The organism is Burkholderia sp. 9777_1386 (assembly GCF_015712265.1).
Classification (GTDB): domain Bacteria; phylum Pseudomonadota; class Gammaproteobacteria; order Burkholderiales; family Burkholderiaceae; genus Burkholderia; species Burkholderia cenocepacia.
Map to the genome: position 1 here is coordinate 1 of NZ_JACCQB010000045.1, position 17989 is coordinate 17989.

Annotated in this window: 17 protein-coding genes; 15 read left to right on the forward strand and 2 right to left on the reverse strand. The window is 59.9% G+C overall.

Going from position 1 to position 17989, the window contains the following annotated elements; genetic code table 11:
• Positions 1–300: 300 nt before the first annotated feature.
• Both H0X91_RS26515 and H0X91_RS26520 read right to left on the reverse strand, forming a co-directional pair.
• On the reverse strand, positions 301–867 hold the full coding sequence (locus H0X91_RS26515) for a cytochrome b (protein ID WP_034202907.1): 567 nt from the start codon (positions 865–867) through the stop codon (positions 301–303).
• 42 nt (positions 868–909) lie between these two features.
• On the reverse strand, positions 910–1284 hold the full coding sequence (locus H0X91_RS26520) for a cytochrome b562 (RefSeq protein ID WP_034202906.1): 375 nt from the start codon (positions 1282–1284) through the stop codon (positions 910–912).
• A gap of 164 nt (positions 1285–1448) precedes the next feature.
• Between H0X91_RS26520 and H0X91_RS26525 the strand changes: the two genes are divergently transcribed.
• The 15 genes from H0X91_RS26525 to H0X91_RS26595 all read left to right on the forward strand — a co-directional run bounded on the left by H0X91_RS26525 (position 1449) and on the right by H0X91_RS26595 (position 17971).
• Positions 1449–2111, forward strand: a complete 663-nt coding sequence (locus H0X91_RS26525; protein WP_034202905.1) for a response regulator transcription factor — start codon at positions 1449–1451, stop codon at positions 2109–2111.
• Complete coding sequence (locus tag H0X91_RS26530; RefSeq protein WP_196433508.1) at positions 2111–3460, forward strand: ATP-binding protein; 1350 nt, start codon at positions 2111–2113, stop codon at positions 3458–3460. Before H0X91_RS26525 ends, H0X91_RS26530 begins: the two co-directional genes overlap by 1 nt.
• Before the next feature lie 798 nt (positions 3461–4258).
• Positions 4259–4906 carry a lytic transglycosylase domain-containing protein gene (locus tag H0X91_RS26535; protein WP_012493063.1) on the forward strand — a complete coding sequence of 216 codons (648 nt, stop codon included), beginning with the start codon at positions 4259–4261 and terminating at the stop codon, positions 4904–4906.
• 24 nt (positions 4907–4930) lie between these two features.
• On the forward strand, positions 4931–5284 hold the full coding sequence (locus H0X91_RS26540; protein ID WP_012493064.1) for a TrbC/VirB2 family protein: 354 nt from the start codon (positions 4931–4933) through the stop codon (positions 5282–5284).
• A 19-nt stretch (positions 5285–5303) separates the two neighbouring features.
• A complete protein-coding gene (locus H0X91_RS26545) occupies positions 5304–5624 on the forward strand; it encodes a type IV secretion system protein VirB3 (protein ID WP_152332077.1) in 321 nt (106 codons plus the stop codon).
• 1 nt (position 5625) lies between these two features.
• Positions 5626–8106: a VirB4 family type IV secretion/conjugal transfer ATPase gene (locus H0X91_RS26550; protein ID WP_196433500.1), complete on the forward strand. Its 2481-nt coding sequence runs from the start codon at positions 5626–5628 to the stop codon at positions 8104–8106.
• Entirely contained in the window at positions 8103–9254 is a 1152-nt protein-coding gene (locus tag H0X91_RS26555) for a type IV secretion system protein (RefSeq protein WP_124633340.1), read from the forward strand. The genes H0X91_RS26550 and H0X91_RS26555 overlap by 4 nt, the downstream gene beginning before the upstream one ends.
• Before the next feature lie 15 nt (positions 9255–9269).
• A complete protein-coding gene (virB5, locus tag H0X91_RS26560) occupies positions 9270–9980 on the forward strand; it encodes a P-type DNA transfer protein VirB5 (protein WP_196433501.1) in 711 nt (236 codons plus the stop codon).
• 181 nt (positions 9981–10161) lie between these two features.
• Positions 10162–10866, forward strand: coding sequence for a virB8 family protein (locus H0X91_RS26565; protein WP_006488313.1), 705 nt, complete (start codon positions 10162–10164; stop codon positions 10864–10866).
• Positions 10863–11687 (forward strand): TrbG/VirB9 family P-type conjugative transfer protein, encoded by an 825-nt coding sequence (locus H0X91_RS26570; protein ID WP_124633342.1) that lies wholly within the window; start codon positions 10863–10865, stop codon positions 11685–11687. Before H0X91_RS26565 ends, H0X91_RS26570 begins: the two co-directional genes overlap by 4 nt.
• A complete protein-coding gene (virB10, locus tag H0X91_RS26575) occupies positions 11680–12903 on the forward strand; it encodes a type IV secretion system protein VirB10 (RefSeq protein ID WP_109341878.1) in 1224 nt (407 codons plus the stop codon). Before H0X91_RS26570 ends, virB10 begins: the two co-directional genes overlap by 8 nt.
• Complete coding sequence (gene virB11, locus H0X91_RS26580; protein ID WP_196433502.1) at positions 12900–14051, forward strand: P-type DNA transfer ATPase VirB11; 1152 nt, start codon at positions 12900–12902, stop codon at positions 14049–14051. Before virB10 ends, virB11 begins: the two co-directional genes overlap by 4 nt.
• Positions 14044–14418, forward strand: a complete 375-nt coding sequence (locus H0X91_RS26585) for a hypothetical protein (RefSeq protein WP_012338854.1) — start codon at positions 14044–14046, stop codon at positions 14416–14418. Before virB11 ends, H0X91_RS26585 begins: the two co-directional genes overlap by 8 nt.
• A complete protein-coding gene (locus H0X91_RS26590) occupies positions 14415–16127 on the forward strand; it encodes a type IV secretory system conjugative DNA transfer family protein (protein WP_062910119.1) in 1713 nt (570 codons plus the stop codon). Before H0X91_RS26585 ends, H0X91_RS26590 begins: the two co-directional genes overlap by 4 nt.
• On the forward strand, positions 16124–17971 hold the full coding sequence (locus H0X91_RS26595; RefSeq protein WP_124633343.1) for a PriCT-2 domain-containing protein: 1848 nt from the start codon (positions 16124–16126) through the stop codon (positions 17969–17971). The genes H0X91_RS26590 and H0X91_RS26595 overlap by 4 nt, the downstream gene beginning before the upstream one ends.
• Positions 17972–17989 lie beyond the last annotated feature (18 nt).

Below are 17989 nucleotides of genomic sequence, written 5' to 3' on the forward strand. Positions count from 1 at the left end.
GGGACATCAGCCACTACCTGATGCACCGGTACAACTGGATACGGCCGCATCAGTTCAATGACGGACTGGCGCCGGCGGTTGCGGAAGAAAAACTTAACGCAGTGTCCGGGATCAGTTGACCACTACAGGCCGCCGAGTGTATCTCAGGTCTTGGGAAGATTTCGTGTGAATGGCTCACCTTTTGCAAGGTAAGCGGAAATATCGACTATCGACACTGCCGCATGCTTTCCGCAATGCACGTGCGAATGAAGTCGCTTGCTACGACGTGCGTGAGCATCCGCTGACCGTTGTGTATGTCGCTCAGTTGCGGTCACCAGAAGAAAGCGTGTGTCGCGCGACGCGCGTGGGCAAGGGCAGAATGCGCGACAACACGTTCTCGGACTTGAAAAGTTTGTGTGCGAGCGCGCCTAGCACGTGCAAGCCAACCAGTGCAGCCAATCCGTAAGCCGTCAGCGCGTGCAGTTCTCCCAGCCAGTGCGACAGTTCGTGGCTTTTGGGCACCAGCGTCGGCAGCGAGACAAGTCCGAAGCAATTGGCGGTGTGTCCAGCCGCATTTGTCTTCATCCACCCGAGCACGGGAATGGCGAGCATCAGCACATAGAGCAATCCGTGGACGCAACGTTCCGCAAGATGATTCAGTGTGCCGGCCGGATTGACCGACGGCGGCAACTGGCGACGCATGCGCAGCCGATTCACGATGCGAACCGCCACGAGTACGAGAATGGCGACGCCGATCGACTTGTGCAGGCCGACGAGGTCCTCGTTGTCGTCCAGCAGCAAGCCGACGATCAGGTTGCCGATCAGCGCGGCGGCCAGCAGCCAGTGCAGCAGGCTGATCGACAGCGGATAACGGGTAACGGTTTTCATGACGGAATGCCTGTTCAGTGTCGAAAGCGCGCTCGGCCCGGGTTAGCCGAGCAGGTCGTGATAGTGTTTTTTCGAACCGTTGATTCGCCGCAACGCTTGCTTCGCGCCCGGTAGATCATTTGCTTCGATGGCCCGGTCGACGACGGTCAGTTCATCGCGTAACGTACGCATGCCTTCATCGTAGGTCGGCTGGTCATTGCGATAGTGCTGGCGGCTCGCCTGTTGCACATCGCTTTCTAGCCGGGTCACGTAGCCGGACATTTCCGGAATCGTCCGACTGTTCATCGCACCCTGCATCGCATGCTTCATGTCCCGCATCAGTGTCTTGATTTCGCCGGCGTGGGCAGGGGCGGCTGCCACGGAAAGCAGCACGCCCAGCGTTGCGCAGAAACGGAGTCTGAATGACAGGCTGTTCATGGTTGTCGGCTCGATTGCGTATGTCGATGACCGCGACCTTATGGTGCCGACGTTAACGGATTCTTAAGGACCTGATTTTTCTACGACCCGCTTGATGCGGGCCCGCGCCTGCGGTTATCGTGCGGCAATGGACGTCATGTCCGGACCAACAGGAATGCAACGTCATGCGGGTGTTACTCGTGGAAGACAATAAGCTGATCGGAAGCGGGGTGGAGGACGGCCTAATTGAGGCCGGCATGACGGTTGACTGGGCGCACGATGGCAGGCATGCGCAACTCGCACTCGAAACCACGCCGTACGACCTCGTCGTGCTCGATCTTGGCCTGCCGCGCATGTCCGGAACCGAACTGCTCGAGTGGATTCGCAAGCGCCGCGACCATACGCCGGTGCTGGTAATGACGGCCCGCGACACGGTGGCTGACCGTGTGAGCGGCTTGAGTGCGGGCGCCGACGACTACCTCGGCAAGCCATTCGACCTGACCGAGCTGATTGCCCGCTGCCGTGCGCTCGTGCGGCGCTCGCAGGGCCGCGGCACAGACACAATCGAATACGGCGACTTGTCGGTCGATCCCGCGCTGATGGCGGCCACGCGCGGCACCGACCGGATCGCACTGACGTCGCGAGAATGCGCGTTGCTGGTCGAGTTGCTGGCGAACCAGGGCCGTCCGCTCTCTCGCGCACAGCTCCAGGATTGCCTCTATGGCTGGAATGAAGAGATCGAAAGCAACGCGATCGAAGTACACGTGTCGAATCTGCGCAAGAAGCTAGGCGCCGACCTGATCCGGACGATTCGTGGCGTCGGGTACGTGGTGGAGAAGGAATCGTGATGCGCTCGATCCGACAACGGCTCACCTTGCTCGTGCTGTCGGGTGTCGTGGTGATCTGGGCTTACTCGCTGGTGTCGAGCTACCGTCAGGCAATTCACGAAGCGGAGGAGTGGGACGAAACCCGCATCCAGCAGATCGCCCGGGCGTTCGCCGCGCTCAATGCTTCCGATCTCCCGGCCTTTGCGGACATCGCGCTCGGTTCGTCAGAAGACGACGATGGCGACGACGATGCCTCGCCGCGGATGCTGTATGAGGTCAGCGACGCCGGCGGACGAATCCTGGCCGCGAGTCCCGGGCTTGCCTCGCTCGATCTGCCGGTGTTTCCGGCTGCGGCATCGAGTCCGATCCGACTTGGCAATCCGAAGTGGCACGCCTACGTGCTGACCGATGCCGCGCGTGGCCGTACGGTGCGCATCTTTGAGCAACGTACGCGTCGTTCGGATCTGTCCGCCGAGGTCGCGCGTCGCGTCGCACGGCCGCTCGCATTCGCGTTGCCCGTGCTGGCAGTACTGATCTGGCTGGCCATTGGCCGCAGCCTGACGCCGCTGCGCACGTTGTCTGAAGCGATCAACGCACGTTCGCCCGACAGCCTCGACGCCATCGGTACGACCGGCATTCCCGACGAAGTGCGGCCGTTGGTCGCTGCGCTCAACACGTTGTTGCAGCGTTTGCGCGACTCGATCGACCGCGAACGCGCGTTCACCAGCGACGCAGCGCACGAGCTCAAGACCCCGCTCGCCGCGCTCAAGGTTCAGGCGCAGGTCGCGCTTACGGCACGCGATCCGGACCGTCAGCGACGCGCGATGCAACGGGTCGTCGAGGGCGTTGACCGCAGTACGCATCTGGCGGACCAGTTGCTCGCCCTGGCGCGACTCGACGAGACCGTGCAGTTGCCCAGCGAGGACGTCGATCTCGAGCGCGTGGTGCAGACCTGCATTAAAGACTACCAAGCGCGTGCAGACCGCAAGCGGATGTCGCTGATATCCCTCGTCGACGGTCCGGTCGTCGTCCATGCACCGTTGACGTTGGTCCGCGTATTGCTTGATAACCTCGTCGAGAATGCGATCAAGTACGGTTGCGAACAGGGCAACATCGAAATCGCATCGTGGCAGGGTGCCGGCTCGGTCAGCCTTCAGGTGCGGGACGACGGCCCTGGCGTCCCGGACGAAGATCTATGCCGCTTGCAGGATCGCTTCTTTCGCGGCGCGGGTCACGATGAAAATGGCAGCGGCCTGGGCCTGTCCATCGTCGCGCGCATCGTGGCAAAACTGGGCGGGAGTCTGAAGTATACCGGCGGGTTGAACGGCGGCGGATTCGGCGTTAGTGTCACGTTACCTGTGTCGGCTTGACCTGGGTTTGCCGTCACTCGAAGATCGAAAGTTGATTCGCGCCATCTCCCATGTGCTAGATGCGCATGCGACGTTCAAGGCATCCCTTAAGTACAAACTCAATATATTTCGAATTTTGAATGAATTTTGCATAATTGTATCTCTGTCGCCGGAAAGCCTCGTAATGCCTAGGTCGATATCTCCGCACTTGAACGCACCGGCATAGCGAGTATTCGATTCATGGCGATATGGAAGTAGATTTCAGCTGGACATCGGGGCTTCAATTTGCGCCGATGCCGCCACCCGGACAGTCCGCTGGTTAGCCTAGGAAGCGAGCCCTGATAGTGCCGGGGTCGGGCACAGGCCCGCGCATTGTTGTGTCTGTGGACAACGCGACGAGCCGGTTCGGATGCGGTACTTCACGCAAACTGAATCGACCTTCAGCTGCTTCGGAGCGACGTGAGCGGGTATCGAGCGGCGCGGCAAACCGGGGCGCACTGACACGGTTTAATAGACACACACGTTCGAGCCGATTCCGTTTTCAATCGGCGATACAGAGCCAACCCGACGGGAAAACCCGTCGACAAGACGGGTTTGGGTCTGTGCTTGACCGCTGCTTGAATTCCCTCGTGTTCCCGCCATCGTTTGCGCGGGACCAACGGCGAGGGGACAGATCATGCGTGTGAACGATAATATGGACGTGATATCGCTTCGCGGCCGAGCCGAGAGTGCGACTGCCATGCGGATGGCCGGTCCGGCCGTATTGATGATATGTCGATCCGATAATATCAGCGCGGGCTGCGCCAGCGGAGATGGGCGATGACCACGCAGGACTTCGTGGCGTTGGCTCAGCAGTGTGCGCCCGCCGTCGCTCCGCAGACGTTGGCTGCCATTGTGCGCATCGAATCGGGATTCAATCCCTACGCTATCGGCGTCGTCCATGGTCGATTGGCGAGACAGCCTCGGCATGAGAACGAAGCGATCGCCACGGTCGAGGCATTGCAAGCGGCAGGCTGGAACTACAGCGCAGGCCTCGCGCAAATCAATCGAGCAAACTGGTCCCGTTACGGATTGACCGCGAGGACCGTCTTCGACGTCTGTCGGAACCTGAGCGCTGGTGCGGCGATTCTTCGGGCATGTTTTCTGCGCGCTCGCGTCATTCATATCCATCCACAAGAGGCGTTGCGCGCTGCGCTGTCGTGCTATGCGAGCGGGAATTTCGTAACCGGATTTCGCGTCGGATATGTGCGACGGATTACGGAAGCAGCGGCGTCGGGCGACACTTTCGTCCCTGCGCTGACGTCAGTTGCAAAGCCGATTCCGGTGATACCCGACCGTGTGACTGGGTCTCGGGCTGAGAGCCGCGGGCGCTCGACTCCTGTGTCTCCTCCACCCTCGAACCCGAACGACGATACAGCGCAAAGCCAAAATAACGGTGGAGTCGCAGGCAGTGCCGTGATCTTCTGAGCAAGGCAGGCAGAATTCGGCCGGATGGAGTGCATTATGAAATCTGTATTCCTAATTAATATAAGCGTCGTGAAATTGAGAAAAACGTATGTTGCGTGGATCTCGTTGAATTGGCGCCGCATCGCAGTGCTCAGCGTGCTTGTCATGGCAACCCCCACGGCATCTGCGCAACTCAGTCAGGTCAATACCTTGCTGATCACTATCCAGAACACGTTGCTCGGTGTAGGCGGGGTGGTGTGTTCGATTTCCATCATCTGGGCTGGCTTCAAGATGATGTTCCAGCACGCCCGGTTTGGCGATATTGCGCATGTTTTCATCGGCGGCCTTTTCGTTGGGTGTGCAACGGTCATTGCTGGCATGTTGATTCCGACGGCCTAACGTGAACACGGAGCTGATTGTGGACACACTCTCTGATCCTGTATTCAAAGGCTGCACGCGGCCAGCGATGCTATGGGGCGTTCCACTTGTACCGCTGTTGACGGTCGGTGGCGGTATGCTGATCCCGGCAATCTGGGTATTGATGGCGAGTGCGGCTTTGGGCGTCGCAATCGCACTGTTGATCGTTCCCGTGTTCGCGACAATGCGCATGATTACGCGTCAGGACGACCAACGTCTCGCTCAGCGCATGCTACGCGCGAAAATGAGACTGCACCAGCGCAACCGACGCTTCTGGGGCGCGCATGCCTATGCGCCGATCCGATTTAAGGCGCGAGGGTGACATGAGCGCACCGTCGGCACATGCAACCCTCATACCGCGCGAAGTGGTGCTCGCAGATTTCATCCCATTTTCGTCGCACGTCACGGACCGCGTGATTCGCACGCGCGAGGGTGACTATATACAAATCTGGAAGGTCCCCGGGATTGCTTTCGAGACGGCCGATCCTGCCGATATTCTCGCGCGTCATGTGACCTTCAATCAATTGGTGCGTAATTTGCCGGGTGGCCACGTCGCGCTATGGACGCATCGGCTTCGGCGGCGTACTGCGGACAGATTCGAGACGACCTATCTCAACCGATTCTGTCAGGATTTGGCTGAGCGCTACTACGCGAGCTTTGCCGGTTACACGATGATGACCAACGAGCTTTACGTGAGCGCCGTATATCGCCCTCACCGGACGCGATTGGGGCGGCTGTTTAGTCGTGCGGCACGCCGTACACCTGACGATATTCAGCGCGATCAACAAGACGCATTGCGTGCGTTGGCCGATATCGCTGCGCAGATCGAGACTGGTCTCAAACCGTGGTCGCCGTGTGCGCTCAGCGTGTATGAACGCGGCGATCCATTGACCAAGCGGCCCTGTCGCTATTCCGCCGCGCTTGAGATGCTTGGCTACCTGGTTAACGGAACGTGGGAGCCGGTACCGGTTGGATACGGTCGAATTTGCGACACGTTACCAACCTCGCGCCTGTTCTTCCACCGTGAGAAGCTCGAGATCCGCACACCTACGCGTACCCGCTACGCGGCATTGCTCGACCTGAAGGACTATCCGGAGCAAACCGAGCCAGGCATGCTTAATGGATTGCTCTACGGCGATTTCGAGTACATCGAAACGCAAAGCTTTACCGTGCTCGACCGTCCCAGTGCCAAGGAGGCGCTCGAGCGCCAGCGCAACCAACTGATTGCGGGAGATGACGTTGCTGTCTCGCAGATCGAGGCAATGGATCAGGCCGCGAACGATCTCGTCAATGGCGATTTCGTTTTGGGCGAGTACCACTACACGTTGGCCGTGCTGGGAGATACCTTGGATGAGGTAGTGCGGCATGTCGCTCAAGCACGAACGAAGCTTGCAGACGCCGGCTTCCAGAGTGCGCTCATTGATCTGGTCGCCGATGCTGCGTGGTTCGCGCAGTGCCCCGGCAACTGGCGATACCGACCGCGAGAGGCGAAGCTTACATCACGCAACTTTTGCGCGATGGCCAGTTTGCACAACTTCGCGACTGGAAAGCGAGAGGGTAATCCGTGGGGCGAAGCTATCACGATTGTCAAAACGCCCAGCGGGCAACCGCTCTATCTGAACTTTCACGCAACGCCCGAGAAAGTCGACTCAAACGACGAGAAGGCGCTTGCCAACACGCAGATCATCGGCCGAGCCGGTGCAGGCAAGACCGTGCTTGAACTGTTCCTGCTCGCGATGGCAATGAAGTACGGTGTGATGGGCGTGCTCTTCGACAAGGACCGAGGAGCGGAAATCGGGATTCGCGCCATGGGTGGTCAGTACACGGTATTTCACCGTGGTGAGCCCACCGGCATGAACCCGTTCCAGTTGGAAGTGGACGAGGCGACACACAGTTTTTGGATGCGTCTCGTGTGCAAGCTGGTCGACAACGGAGTACCACTGTCCGCGAAGGATGAGCTCGATATCTCTCGCGCGATCCGGGAGGTCGCACGCATGGATCGATCGCTACGTCGGTTGTCCATGGTCAGGCAACTCTTGCCAAACGTTGGAGATAACAGTCTTCATGCGCGGCTTGCCAAGTGGTGCGCCGGCGGGCGCCTCGGGTGGGTGCTCGATAACCCGGTTGACCGGATTCATCTAGATGCGCACCAATTGTTCGGCTTTGACGATACAGAACTGCTCGACGATCCGGAGGTATGTGCGCCACTGACGATGGTGTTGCTGCATCTGACCGAACGCCTGATCGATGGGCGGCGTTTCATCTATGTGATGACCGAGTTCTGGAAGCGCCTGCGCGATCCGGTGTTCAGCGAGTTTGCCAACGACAAGCAAAAGACCATTCGCAAGCAAAATGGCCTGGGCATCTTCGATACCCAGTCGCCTGCGGACGTGCTGAGCAGTCCGATCTCTCGTGCGCTTGTAGAGCAGACGGCTACATTCTTCTTCCTCCCCAACCCGAGCGCAGACCACGATGATTATGTCCACGGTTTCAAGCTGACCGAAGCAGAATTCAACATTGTGAGACGCATGGGTGAGCACAGCCGGCTGTTCTTGGTCAAGCAGGGTCATCGTTCGGCAGTCGGGCGACTCGATCTCTCGGGATTGGGCGACGTGCTCGATGTCCTGTCGGGCACGTCAGACAATGTTGCGTTGCTCAATACGATCCGGGCCAAGGTCGGGGACGACCCCGATGTGTGGTTGCCGCGCTTTCATGATGCCCTGACTGCTCGCCGGCGCCAGACGAGTGCGTTTCAAACCGCATTGTCGAGCACCGCTACACACGTGCAAGGTGGTGTTCTATGAATGGCCTCTTCAGCGCGGTGGGCGGTACGCTCGAAAATGGTATGCACACGTACGTGAGTGATGCATCGTCTGCGTTGTCGTCCGCGTTAGTACCCGTGGCTACCACGGGAGTGTTGATCTGGGTTCTCGCGTATGGCATGGCAGTGATTCGCGGAGAGGCACACGAGCCGGTGCCGGCATTTGCCTGGCGAGGTATGAAAGTCGTCATCACGCTCGCATTCGCGCTAAGTGCGGGTCTGTATCAGTCCCAGGTCGTCACCTCCGTGAGCGAGGCGACGACTGGCGTCGCCCAGGCAATTCAGGCAGCAGCCGTTCATACCGGCGCGGGAAATGTTGGATGCGGGTCGGTTGAACAAGCGAGCGAGGCAAGCGAACGTGCCGCGGGAATTTACCGGACGCTCGATTGCTATGACCGGCAGCTTAACCTCGTGGTCGACGCCTATTTCGACAAGGCGACCCATGAAGGTCTGAGCATGAGCGGCATCGTCGCAGGTATCGGCGACCTCGCTTGTGGTCTGGTTGCGGCCTTCGGTGGCGCAATCTTCCTGATGGTGCTCGGCGTCGAAGTGATGATGGCGCGTGTGCTGCTCGACCTAGTACTCGCGCTGGGTCCCATATTCATTACATGTGGAGCATTTAGTCCTACTGTTAGATTTTTCGAAGCGTGGACTGCCAAGCTTGTGAACTATGCGCTGTTGCAGGTGTTGGTTGCGGCCTTTCTCGGTCTCGCGCTCGCGGCGTTCTCGGCCAACCTCGCACCGTTTCAAGTGACGACTGCGGATCCGGACGCTTCTGCCGATGCGCTGGCCGCTGCAGCCCGTCAAGCACTTCAAGCGAGCGCCCCGTGGGCGGCAGCTTTCGGCATGTTTGTTACATCCGTGCTGCTGGCGATGATTGGGTGGCAGTTGCCGGCCGTGGCTTCGGGGCTTGCGGGCGGTGCGACTGTCTCGGGTTTTGGAGCGTTTGTCGCCGGCTACGCATCCAGACAGGCCGCCGGTGCGATGGCCTTCGCACTGCGCAGTGCAAACCGAAGCGCATCTTCCGCCGGTCGAATATCGAGGCCAGGCGGATTCGCGAGCACCGTCTCGCCGCATTCTCACGCCTATCAACGGGCTGCACGCGAGCAGCTTGACCGTGCGCACGACTGAACAGGAGACGAAGCCATGAAGCGATACCTATTCACGCATACCGTGCTGATGAGCGCCGTTGTTGCGGGTGTGGCGTCTTTTATTGAGCCGGCAAATGCGGAAATCTATTCGGTCTATGACGAGAAGAACGTCGCCCAGGCGATTGCGATGGTTGGGCAGCTCAAACAACAAGTGCAGCAGGAGATGGCGTTGTACCGCTCCATGAGTGGCGCGCGCGGCTTTGGTGCGTTGCTGGATCGACCGGGGGTGGTCAATGCGCTGCCGGACAATTGGCAGAGCGTGTATGCCGCGATTCGCGAGGGGGGGTATGCCGGGTTGACTGGTCCGGCTCAGGCACTGCGCGCGCAAAGCAAGCTCTACGACTGTGAAGACCAGCAGGGCATCGATCAGCGAATTTGCCAGCGCGCGTTAAACAAGCCATTTCAAGATAAGGCGCTTGGTCTGCAGGCATATCAGACCGAGCTTGCCGAACTTGACCGGATTGAACTTCTGATGCGGCACATCGACACGACACGGGATCCGAAGGGTATCGCGGAACTGCAAGCACGAATCCAGTCGGAGAGCGTGGCAGTCGGCAACGAAATGACGAAGTTGCAGATGTTCAAGATGCTCGCGGAAACCGAGGATCGCTTGATTGCCGAGCAGCAGACTGAACTGCTCCTCAAGCGAGCGGGCAACACGCGTCGACTCCAGGATCAGATGGCGCCGGTCACGTTTGGCCGATAAGGAGAACTGCGATGACCCGCCGTTGGGCGATGTGCATGCTTATCGGGCTGAGCATGTCGATGTCCGGGTGCAACGGTGTGCCGTCGAGTCTCGTGCTACCCGATGGAGCTCACCGCGTACCGGTTAATCAGCAACTGCCGGTGCCGCCGGGGGCGAGCCTGTCGCTGGATGGAGCTTGTCCGTGAACGATCAAAGCGATTATCGACGTGCGCTTGATTTTGAGGCGTCTCTCACCGCGTTGCAGGCATGCTCCGAGCGTCGTGCATGGCAAGTGGCGTTTGCCGCCGTTATTGTTGCGATCGGTTCGGCAGCGGCGCTTGCCGTTATGACGCCGTTTTATCGCGTGGTGCCATTGCCTATCGAGGTGAACAAACTCACCGGCGAGGCGCAACTCATCGAGGTGCTCGACGCAAAACACGTGCCACTGCGTGAGATCGAAGACAAGCACTGGGTCGAAGTCTATGTACGGGCTCGCGAGCGCTACGACTGGGGACTGTTGCAAATGGATTACGACCGTGTCCTGGAGATGAGTGACGAATCGGTCGCGCGCGCGTATCGTCAAATCTACAGTGGTCCGAACGCGTTGGATCAGCAACTGGGCGCGTCAGTTCAATACCGCACCCGAATAGTATCGACGACGCTCGTGCCCGACGAGCCGGGACATGCTGTCGTGCATCTCGAGCGCACGGTGCGCAAGAACGGCATCGATACCGGTGAGCCAGCAAAACGTTTTGTGATTACGCTCGCCTTTACCTACCGCCCCACGGTGCTGGTGCGGGAACGTTCGGCCATCGAAAATCCATTCGGCTTCAAGGTGACGGCGTACAGCCGAGATGCGGAGGATACGCCACCTCCTCCACAGCCCAGTGCAGGAGCGGGCCGATGAATACGCTCGCGACCATGGCGATCCTATTAACGTGCTTTGCGGCGCAAGCGGTCGACGCCCACATCACGCCGGACTGGACGCGCGATGCCAGGGTGCGCAAAGTGCGTTATGTGCCAGACGAAGTCGTGCGCATTATTGCGCAGCGCGGCTTTGCCACCCACGTCGAGCTGGATCCGACCGAGCACATTCTTGTGGTTGCGCCAGGGGACCGCGACGGCTGGTATGTGGTAGCCAATCGGGGAGACCATGACGTCTATCTGAAGCCGAAACTCGCCGCTCATGACACGAATCTCATTGTCCGGACCGATCGGCGCAGCTACAGCTTTGACCTTCTCGTTCTGCCCCTGAAAGCACGCTTTGGCAACGCGCACGAGATGTACCGGGTAAGTTTCGTGTACCCGGACACCGCTGCGTCGGATGCGTCTATTGTCGCGCGCTTGGCGTGTTTGCAGAACCGGCTGTCTCAACCGTCTGTCGTGCGTAACGCCGCGTACTCGATGCAGGTCATGCCACATGCCGAGGATATCGCACCGTCCGCAGTATGGGACGACGGTCGCTTTACGTACATTCGAATCCCCAACAATCGTCGTATACCCGCGATCTTCCGAGTTGAGGACGATGACACCGAACGCGTGGTGGACAAGCACATGGACCGTGATGTGGTGGTCGTCCATGAGCTTGCCCGCCGACTCGTGTTGCGTCTGGGCGATGAGGCGGTTGGTTTGTGGAACGACGCATTCGACATTGATGGTGTCGCGCCGCAGCACGGTGTGACGGTCGACGGCGTGCGCCGCACGCTGCGGAGTCGCGAACATGACTGAGGACACTTCGCCCAACGGCGCAGCGACGGACGACGAGATTCGTCGCACCAGCCAGGCAGATATGGATACAGGTATGGGATCCGAATCGTCTGCCATGCTCGATCGCGGCATGCCCAGCTTGGATGGGTTCGGGCGACGATCGTTCATCAACTGGCTAGTACCGCTCGCGATCATCGTACTTGCGCTAATAGGCGCGGTCTGGACAGTTCATGGTGTGCTCGCTCACCGAGACGAGGCTGCGCGTGCGCGCCGCAGTGCGCTCCATGCGCGAGGCGCACACGAAAAGGTGTTCGACGAGGTGCCGGCACTTGCCGAGTCTGCGTCAGCCGCTGCAATGCCCACACCGACGCCAGCACCGGCCGCGGTACAGCCTGCGCCGTCCAGTGATCGTGCTGCTCCGTTACGAAGCTACTACGACGCACCGTTACTCGCCGTGGGGGCCAGCAATGGGCAAATGGCAGGCGCGAGCGAGAGTGAGTCAGCTTCCCCCAGTATTTTGCCCGTGCAGGCGGACCAGCAGCCGTCGAATGCAACTGCCGGTATGGCCGAGGAGCGGTCGAAATCCTTCTCACATCCGCAGTCTCAGGCGCTCGCGCCGACGCGCGTGCCGAAGGTGATGGCAGCGTTTATCGGCAACCGCAGTTTGCTACTCGCTCAGGGCACGAAGATCGATTGCGCGGGCGACACCGCGTTCGATTCTACCCAGGCAGGTATATCGACTTGCACGGTCGCACGTAATGTCTATTCCGACGACGGGCGCGTGGTGCTGATCGAGCGAGGCTCGCAAATTAATTGCGAATACCGCGCGAATCTTTCACCTGGACAACGCCGTGTATTTGTTCTGTCAGCACGAATTGCTACACCGCACGGTGTCACCGTACAGATCGATTCGCCGGTAGCCGACGCGCTGGGCCGCATGGGTATGGATGGATCGATCGAGAATCACTGGGGCGCGCGCGTGGGCGCGGCCATGATGCTCGGACTAAGTCACGATGCGATCGGTTATCTGGCCACGCGCGGGGGCAATGGCAACGGCACGATTGTCTACCAGAACACGCAGGCGCAAGGCAACGACATGGCCACACGCGTACTCGATCAGACCATCAATATTGCTCCGACGCTCAGACAACATCAGGGTACCGAGTTCACGATTGTTCTGGCTCGCGATCTGGATTTCAGTTCGGTCTATACGCTGGAGCCGGAGGGGTTGCGATGAAGGCGTTCGAGGCAACACTTCAGCCGCAAACTGATCGCGTAACCGATGCGATGCCGGTGTTACCCGATGATGCATCGGTGACGGAGCTGATGCGTTCATTCGCACCGTTTCTCGCCGACGAAGCCGTAACGGAGCTCGTGATCAACCGACCACAGCGTATTCTGACCGAAACCCATCGGGGGTGGCAGGCACACGATTTACCAGAACTCGATTTCGAACGTCTCATGGCGTTCGCCGTGGCGATTGCCACATTGACGAATCAGGGTGTCTCGACCGAGCATCCGCTGCTTTCCGCACTGTTACCGGACAACGCGCGTCTCCAACTCGTGGTGCCGCCCGTGGTGCCGTCGCGGACGGTATCGGTCACGATCAGGCGCCCGAGCGCGGATGAAAAGACGCTCGAGTGCCATCGCGCCGACGGCATGTTTGAGGATACGGTTTGGCGACACGTAAGCGGTCTAGGCAAGACCGGCCAAGCGTTGCGCGCAGTCGATCGGATGCTCGTTGAGCAGCTTGAAGCGCGTGATTTTGCCGCCTTCTTCGAAGGCGCCGTGCGAGCACACCGCAATATTGTCATTGTCGGCAGCACGGGCTCCGGCAAGACGAGCTTTATGCGCAGCTTGTGCCGATACCTGGGAGCAACCGAGCGCATCTTGACGATCGAAGACGTACGCGAGCTGTTCATTCGGCATGTCGAAAACTGCGTCCATCTTCTTTATAGCAAAGGTTCGCAGGGACGCGCACACGTAACGCCTGCAGATTTGATTGCCTGCGCCATGCGCATGCGCCCGGACCGGGTGTTGCTTGCCGAGCTCCGAGGGGCGGAAGCGTACGACTTCCTGAAGCTTTTGACCACGGGGCATGCCGGCTCGATGACGAGTTTTCATGCGTCCAGTGCGGGCATTGCCATCGAGCGGTTTGCGCTCATGGCAAAGGAGCATCCCGAGGCAGCCGCTTGGAACATTGCTTCGCTCAAGCGAGTGCTGCGCTTGACCATCGACGTGATCGCTCACATGGAGGCGCAGCCCGTATTGGACTCGCACGGTGTGCAGGTCGGCAAACGCTGGGCGATGACCGAAGTCTGGTTCGACCCGCGCGAGAAGGCCGCTATCGAGTTTGACCCAACCGAGAGGTACTGCGATGGATGACATGTCCGGGACGCTTGCTCCAGTGTGGCGTGTGACGATTCTCACGCTTGCCATCACGATCGGGATATACGCCGAATTGGCTGCTGCCGAATGGTTGGCTTCATGTTTGTTATATGCAAGCGTGCATCTCAACCCACTTCGGGCAGGGTGGTCAACCTGGCTTGATGCGCTAGGGGCATGGTACGACGGCCGTCTTCCGAATATGGGGCGACGTGTGGCCGGTGCGGGCCTCATAGGGATGCTCGTCGCCTTCGGCGGCCCTGCGCTTGCCGTGTATACGTGGCTGGAACAAGCAGGCCGCAGGCCCTTGTATGGCGACGCGCGCTTCGCGAACGATGCGGAGATTCGTCGGGCGGGGCTGTTATGAGACAGATTGCACCCGCGAAGTCTCAACCGACGCTTGTGGTGGGCCGTTGGCGTGGCCGCTACCTGCGCTTTGCCGGTCAGCAATTCGTGCTACTTGCCGCGCCTGCTCGTTCAGGAAAAGGCGTGGGGATTGTGATCCCGAATCTGCTGAGCTATTCCGACTCCGTGGTCGTGCTCGATATCAAACAGGAAAATTTTCGCCTCACGGCGGGCTTCCGGCGCGCGCACGGACAAGCTGTGTACCTGTTCAATCCGTTCGCAGAGGATGGCCGCACGCATCGCTACAACCCGTTGTCGGTCATCGCAGACGGTATGTTTCGCGTCGGCGATATTCTGGCGATCGGTTACGTGTTGTATCCGGCCGGCGGGCATGACGAATTCTGGAAAGACCAGGCACGCAACCTTCTGTTGGGACTGGTCCTGCTGCTGTGGGATTTGCGCGAGGCCCGTCGTGCTGGCGCGAGCGGAGTGCCCGACTATCCGATCACAATGGGCGAGGTACTGCGGCAATCATCGGGAAATGGTCTGCCCGTCAAAACCTACTTAAACCGGATGCTTATACAGTATCGACAGTACTTGAGCCGCGCCTGTATTGATGCACTGAATCGATTCCTCACGAATGACGACAAGGTTCTGGCGAGCATTCTGGCCACTTTTAATGCGCCACTGACGATCTGGGCCAACCCGATTGTTGACGCGGCGACGAGCGCGAACGACTTTGATCTGCGAGACGTCAGACGCCGCAAGATGTCCGTATATCTTGGCGTGACGCCCGATCACTTAAGTGAAGCGGCGATACTGATGAATCTGATGTTCTCGCAGCTCGTGAATCTGAACACGAAGGAGTTGGCAGAGGACAATCCGGCACTGAAATATCAATGCCTGCTGCTGCTCGACGAGATGACGGCGATTGGAAAAATCCAGATTATCGCGCGTGCGGTGGCTTATATGGCGGGCTACAACTTGCGCCTGCTCTCGATCGTGCAGTCCGACTCGCAGCTCGAGTCTGTTTATGGCAGAGCTGACGCGAGGACCATTGTCACGAATCATGCGATGCAGATTCTCTTCGCCCCGCGCGAACAGAAGGACGCCAATGCCTACTCCGAGATGCTCGGCACGCGCACGGAGCGATCGCGCAGCACCAGCCGATCGAATGGCATGTTCGGTGCGCGCGGCGGTGCGAGCGAGAGCTTTTCCGATCAACGTCGTGCGCTGATGTGGCCGCAGGAGATCAAGGAGCTCGCTCGCGACAAGGAAATCATTCTTCTCGAAAATACCAAGCCGATTTTGGCGGACCGGATCTGCTACTGGCGCGATCGTGCATTTACTTCACGGGTAATGGACGCGCCGACTGTGCCTGCGCTCGATCTCATGCGATTTGGTGCACAAATTGAGCAGCGGCTGCGCGAACTGAGCGATGACGACGTCGATGATCAGACGGGCGAGTTGGCGCATGTGCGAGCGGACTATCTGGAACTTGTACACGCCTGGGATCCGCGCGAGCTGCCGCAGGCGCTGGACAATGTCAGTTGCGAGGAGGCAGCCGCATATGTGGATCGGCACTTCACGCTGCTGGGGGTGCCGGCTGACGACGTAGCGCGCGCCGCACGTCGTTTGGCGAGAGACGAAGATGGCATGACTGATACTGAGACGGGCGCGCGCAAGCGCGACCCGAGCCCCGTCGCGCGGGCAAGTGGTGGTGTTCAATGAGCGTTGCATATATCAGTGAGGCCGATCGCGTGCGCGCTGCTTTGGCGGCGATTCCGGCCGGCGACTATTCGACATGGGTCGACATGGCGTTCGCCGTGAAGCATGGGCTTGGCGAGGCAGGTTTTGATCTGTGGGATGCATGGAGCCAGACGGCGCCGAATTACGATGCACGATCGGCGCGTGCGACATGGCGCTCGGCGAGCGAAAGTGGGGCGATCACGCTTGCGTCGTTGTTTTGGCTTGCCCGCGAGCATGGGTTCGATCTGGCCGGCTCGCGCGCGTTTGGCGATCGCGCGGCGCGGTCCGCGTCGGCGCATGCCCCCATTGTGGGCGCCGACGCCTCACTCGAGCGCAAGCGCCGGGCGCGCCGCGCCGCCGTCGCTCGACAGGCGCTAAGTATCTGGAATTGGGCACGACCGGTGGCACCTGACCATCCTTATCTGGCGCGCAAGCAGATTGCGCCGTTGCCTACCTTGCGCGAGCTGGAAGCAGAAGAGTTGCATATGCTGCTCGGCTACGTCCCGAAATCCAATGACACTGCTCTATTGGGACGTGTGTTGATCGTGCCTGTTCGTATCGGCCACCAGATTTCGACACTCGAGCTGATCGATTGCGAAGGGCGTAAATCATCGCTGGCAGGCGGTGCGAAGGCGGGAGGCTGGTGGTCTGTTACGCCCGAACAGCATCGACGCGACGCGTGCTTGCCGGTGCTGATTGCCGAGGGTGTGGCCACTGCCGTATCCGCATGGCAGGCGACAGGGTGGTACACGCTTGCGGCTTTGTCGAGCGGAAATTTATCCAAAGTGGCTACGGTATGGCGCGCGCAGCACCCAAAGGATGCGCTTGTGATTCTGGCCGATCTCGGTGCTGGATTTACGCATGCGGAGCATGCGGCGCGCAATGCCCATGCACGACTGGTCGTTCCTCGGTTCGCATCAGGGGCGCATATTGCGAATCAGTTGCCGACCGACTTTAACGATATGGCGGTGCTCGACGGAAAGGAGGCGGTCGGCGAGCTGTTGCGGCGTGCGGTACTGGAGACACCGGCGCCTACATCGACTGACGCCAAGGCGAGCCGGACGCAAACCGAGGGTATGTCGTTTTACTTGACGGGAGATGCAGACATGGGATCGAGGAAGACGGACAAGGGCACGGGGGCGGACGACGTGCGCCGGCACGCCGAGGCCGACAGCTCGGACGGTGATTGCGCGTCGACGCAGCCATCTGGTACTCCGGAGGAAGGGAAACAGGCTTTCACCCACGAACCGGCGGCGAGCTCAGTCACCGAAACCACGGACGACGGCCAGCATTCGAACCAGGGGCCACGTCATGCGACGGGCGAACTCATATACGGGCTCGACGCCGTGCCCACGGAGGTCAAGGTGGCGGCCGAGCGCCGGTTTGGGGCTGTATTGAGGATGTCCACACCACGAGAGAATGGAGGTCCCTATCGCGGGGAGGTGCTCAATACCGAGCATTTCGTTGTTCAAGAGGTGGCACCACGCAGCGTGGTGTTCCATGCGAAGGGAAGGATGACATTCGTGTCGGACCGGTTACGGTGGATGGACGAGCACCATCGCCTAAATGGCGCGGACGTACAGATTGTCTACGAAGGTGAGCGCGCGAAGCTGTACCCGTGGGACCGGGCTCGCGATCAGCTTGAGCGGGCGGTTGCATCACTGAAAAAATCTGCGCGGGAAATGGGGCTCGACGGCATGGACGCGAAGCTCGACGCGCTGCATGCAGCGTCATGGGCGCGCGTGAAAGCTGCACGTGCGGCCGCGCTCGCGCAAGCCAGGTCACGCGTGGACGGGCGTGGCGACATCGACGACCCGCAGCGGTAGCGATTCGGTCATGCGCAA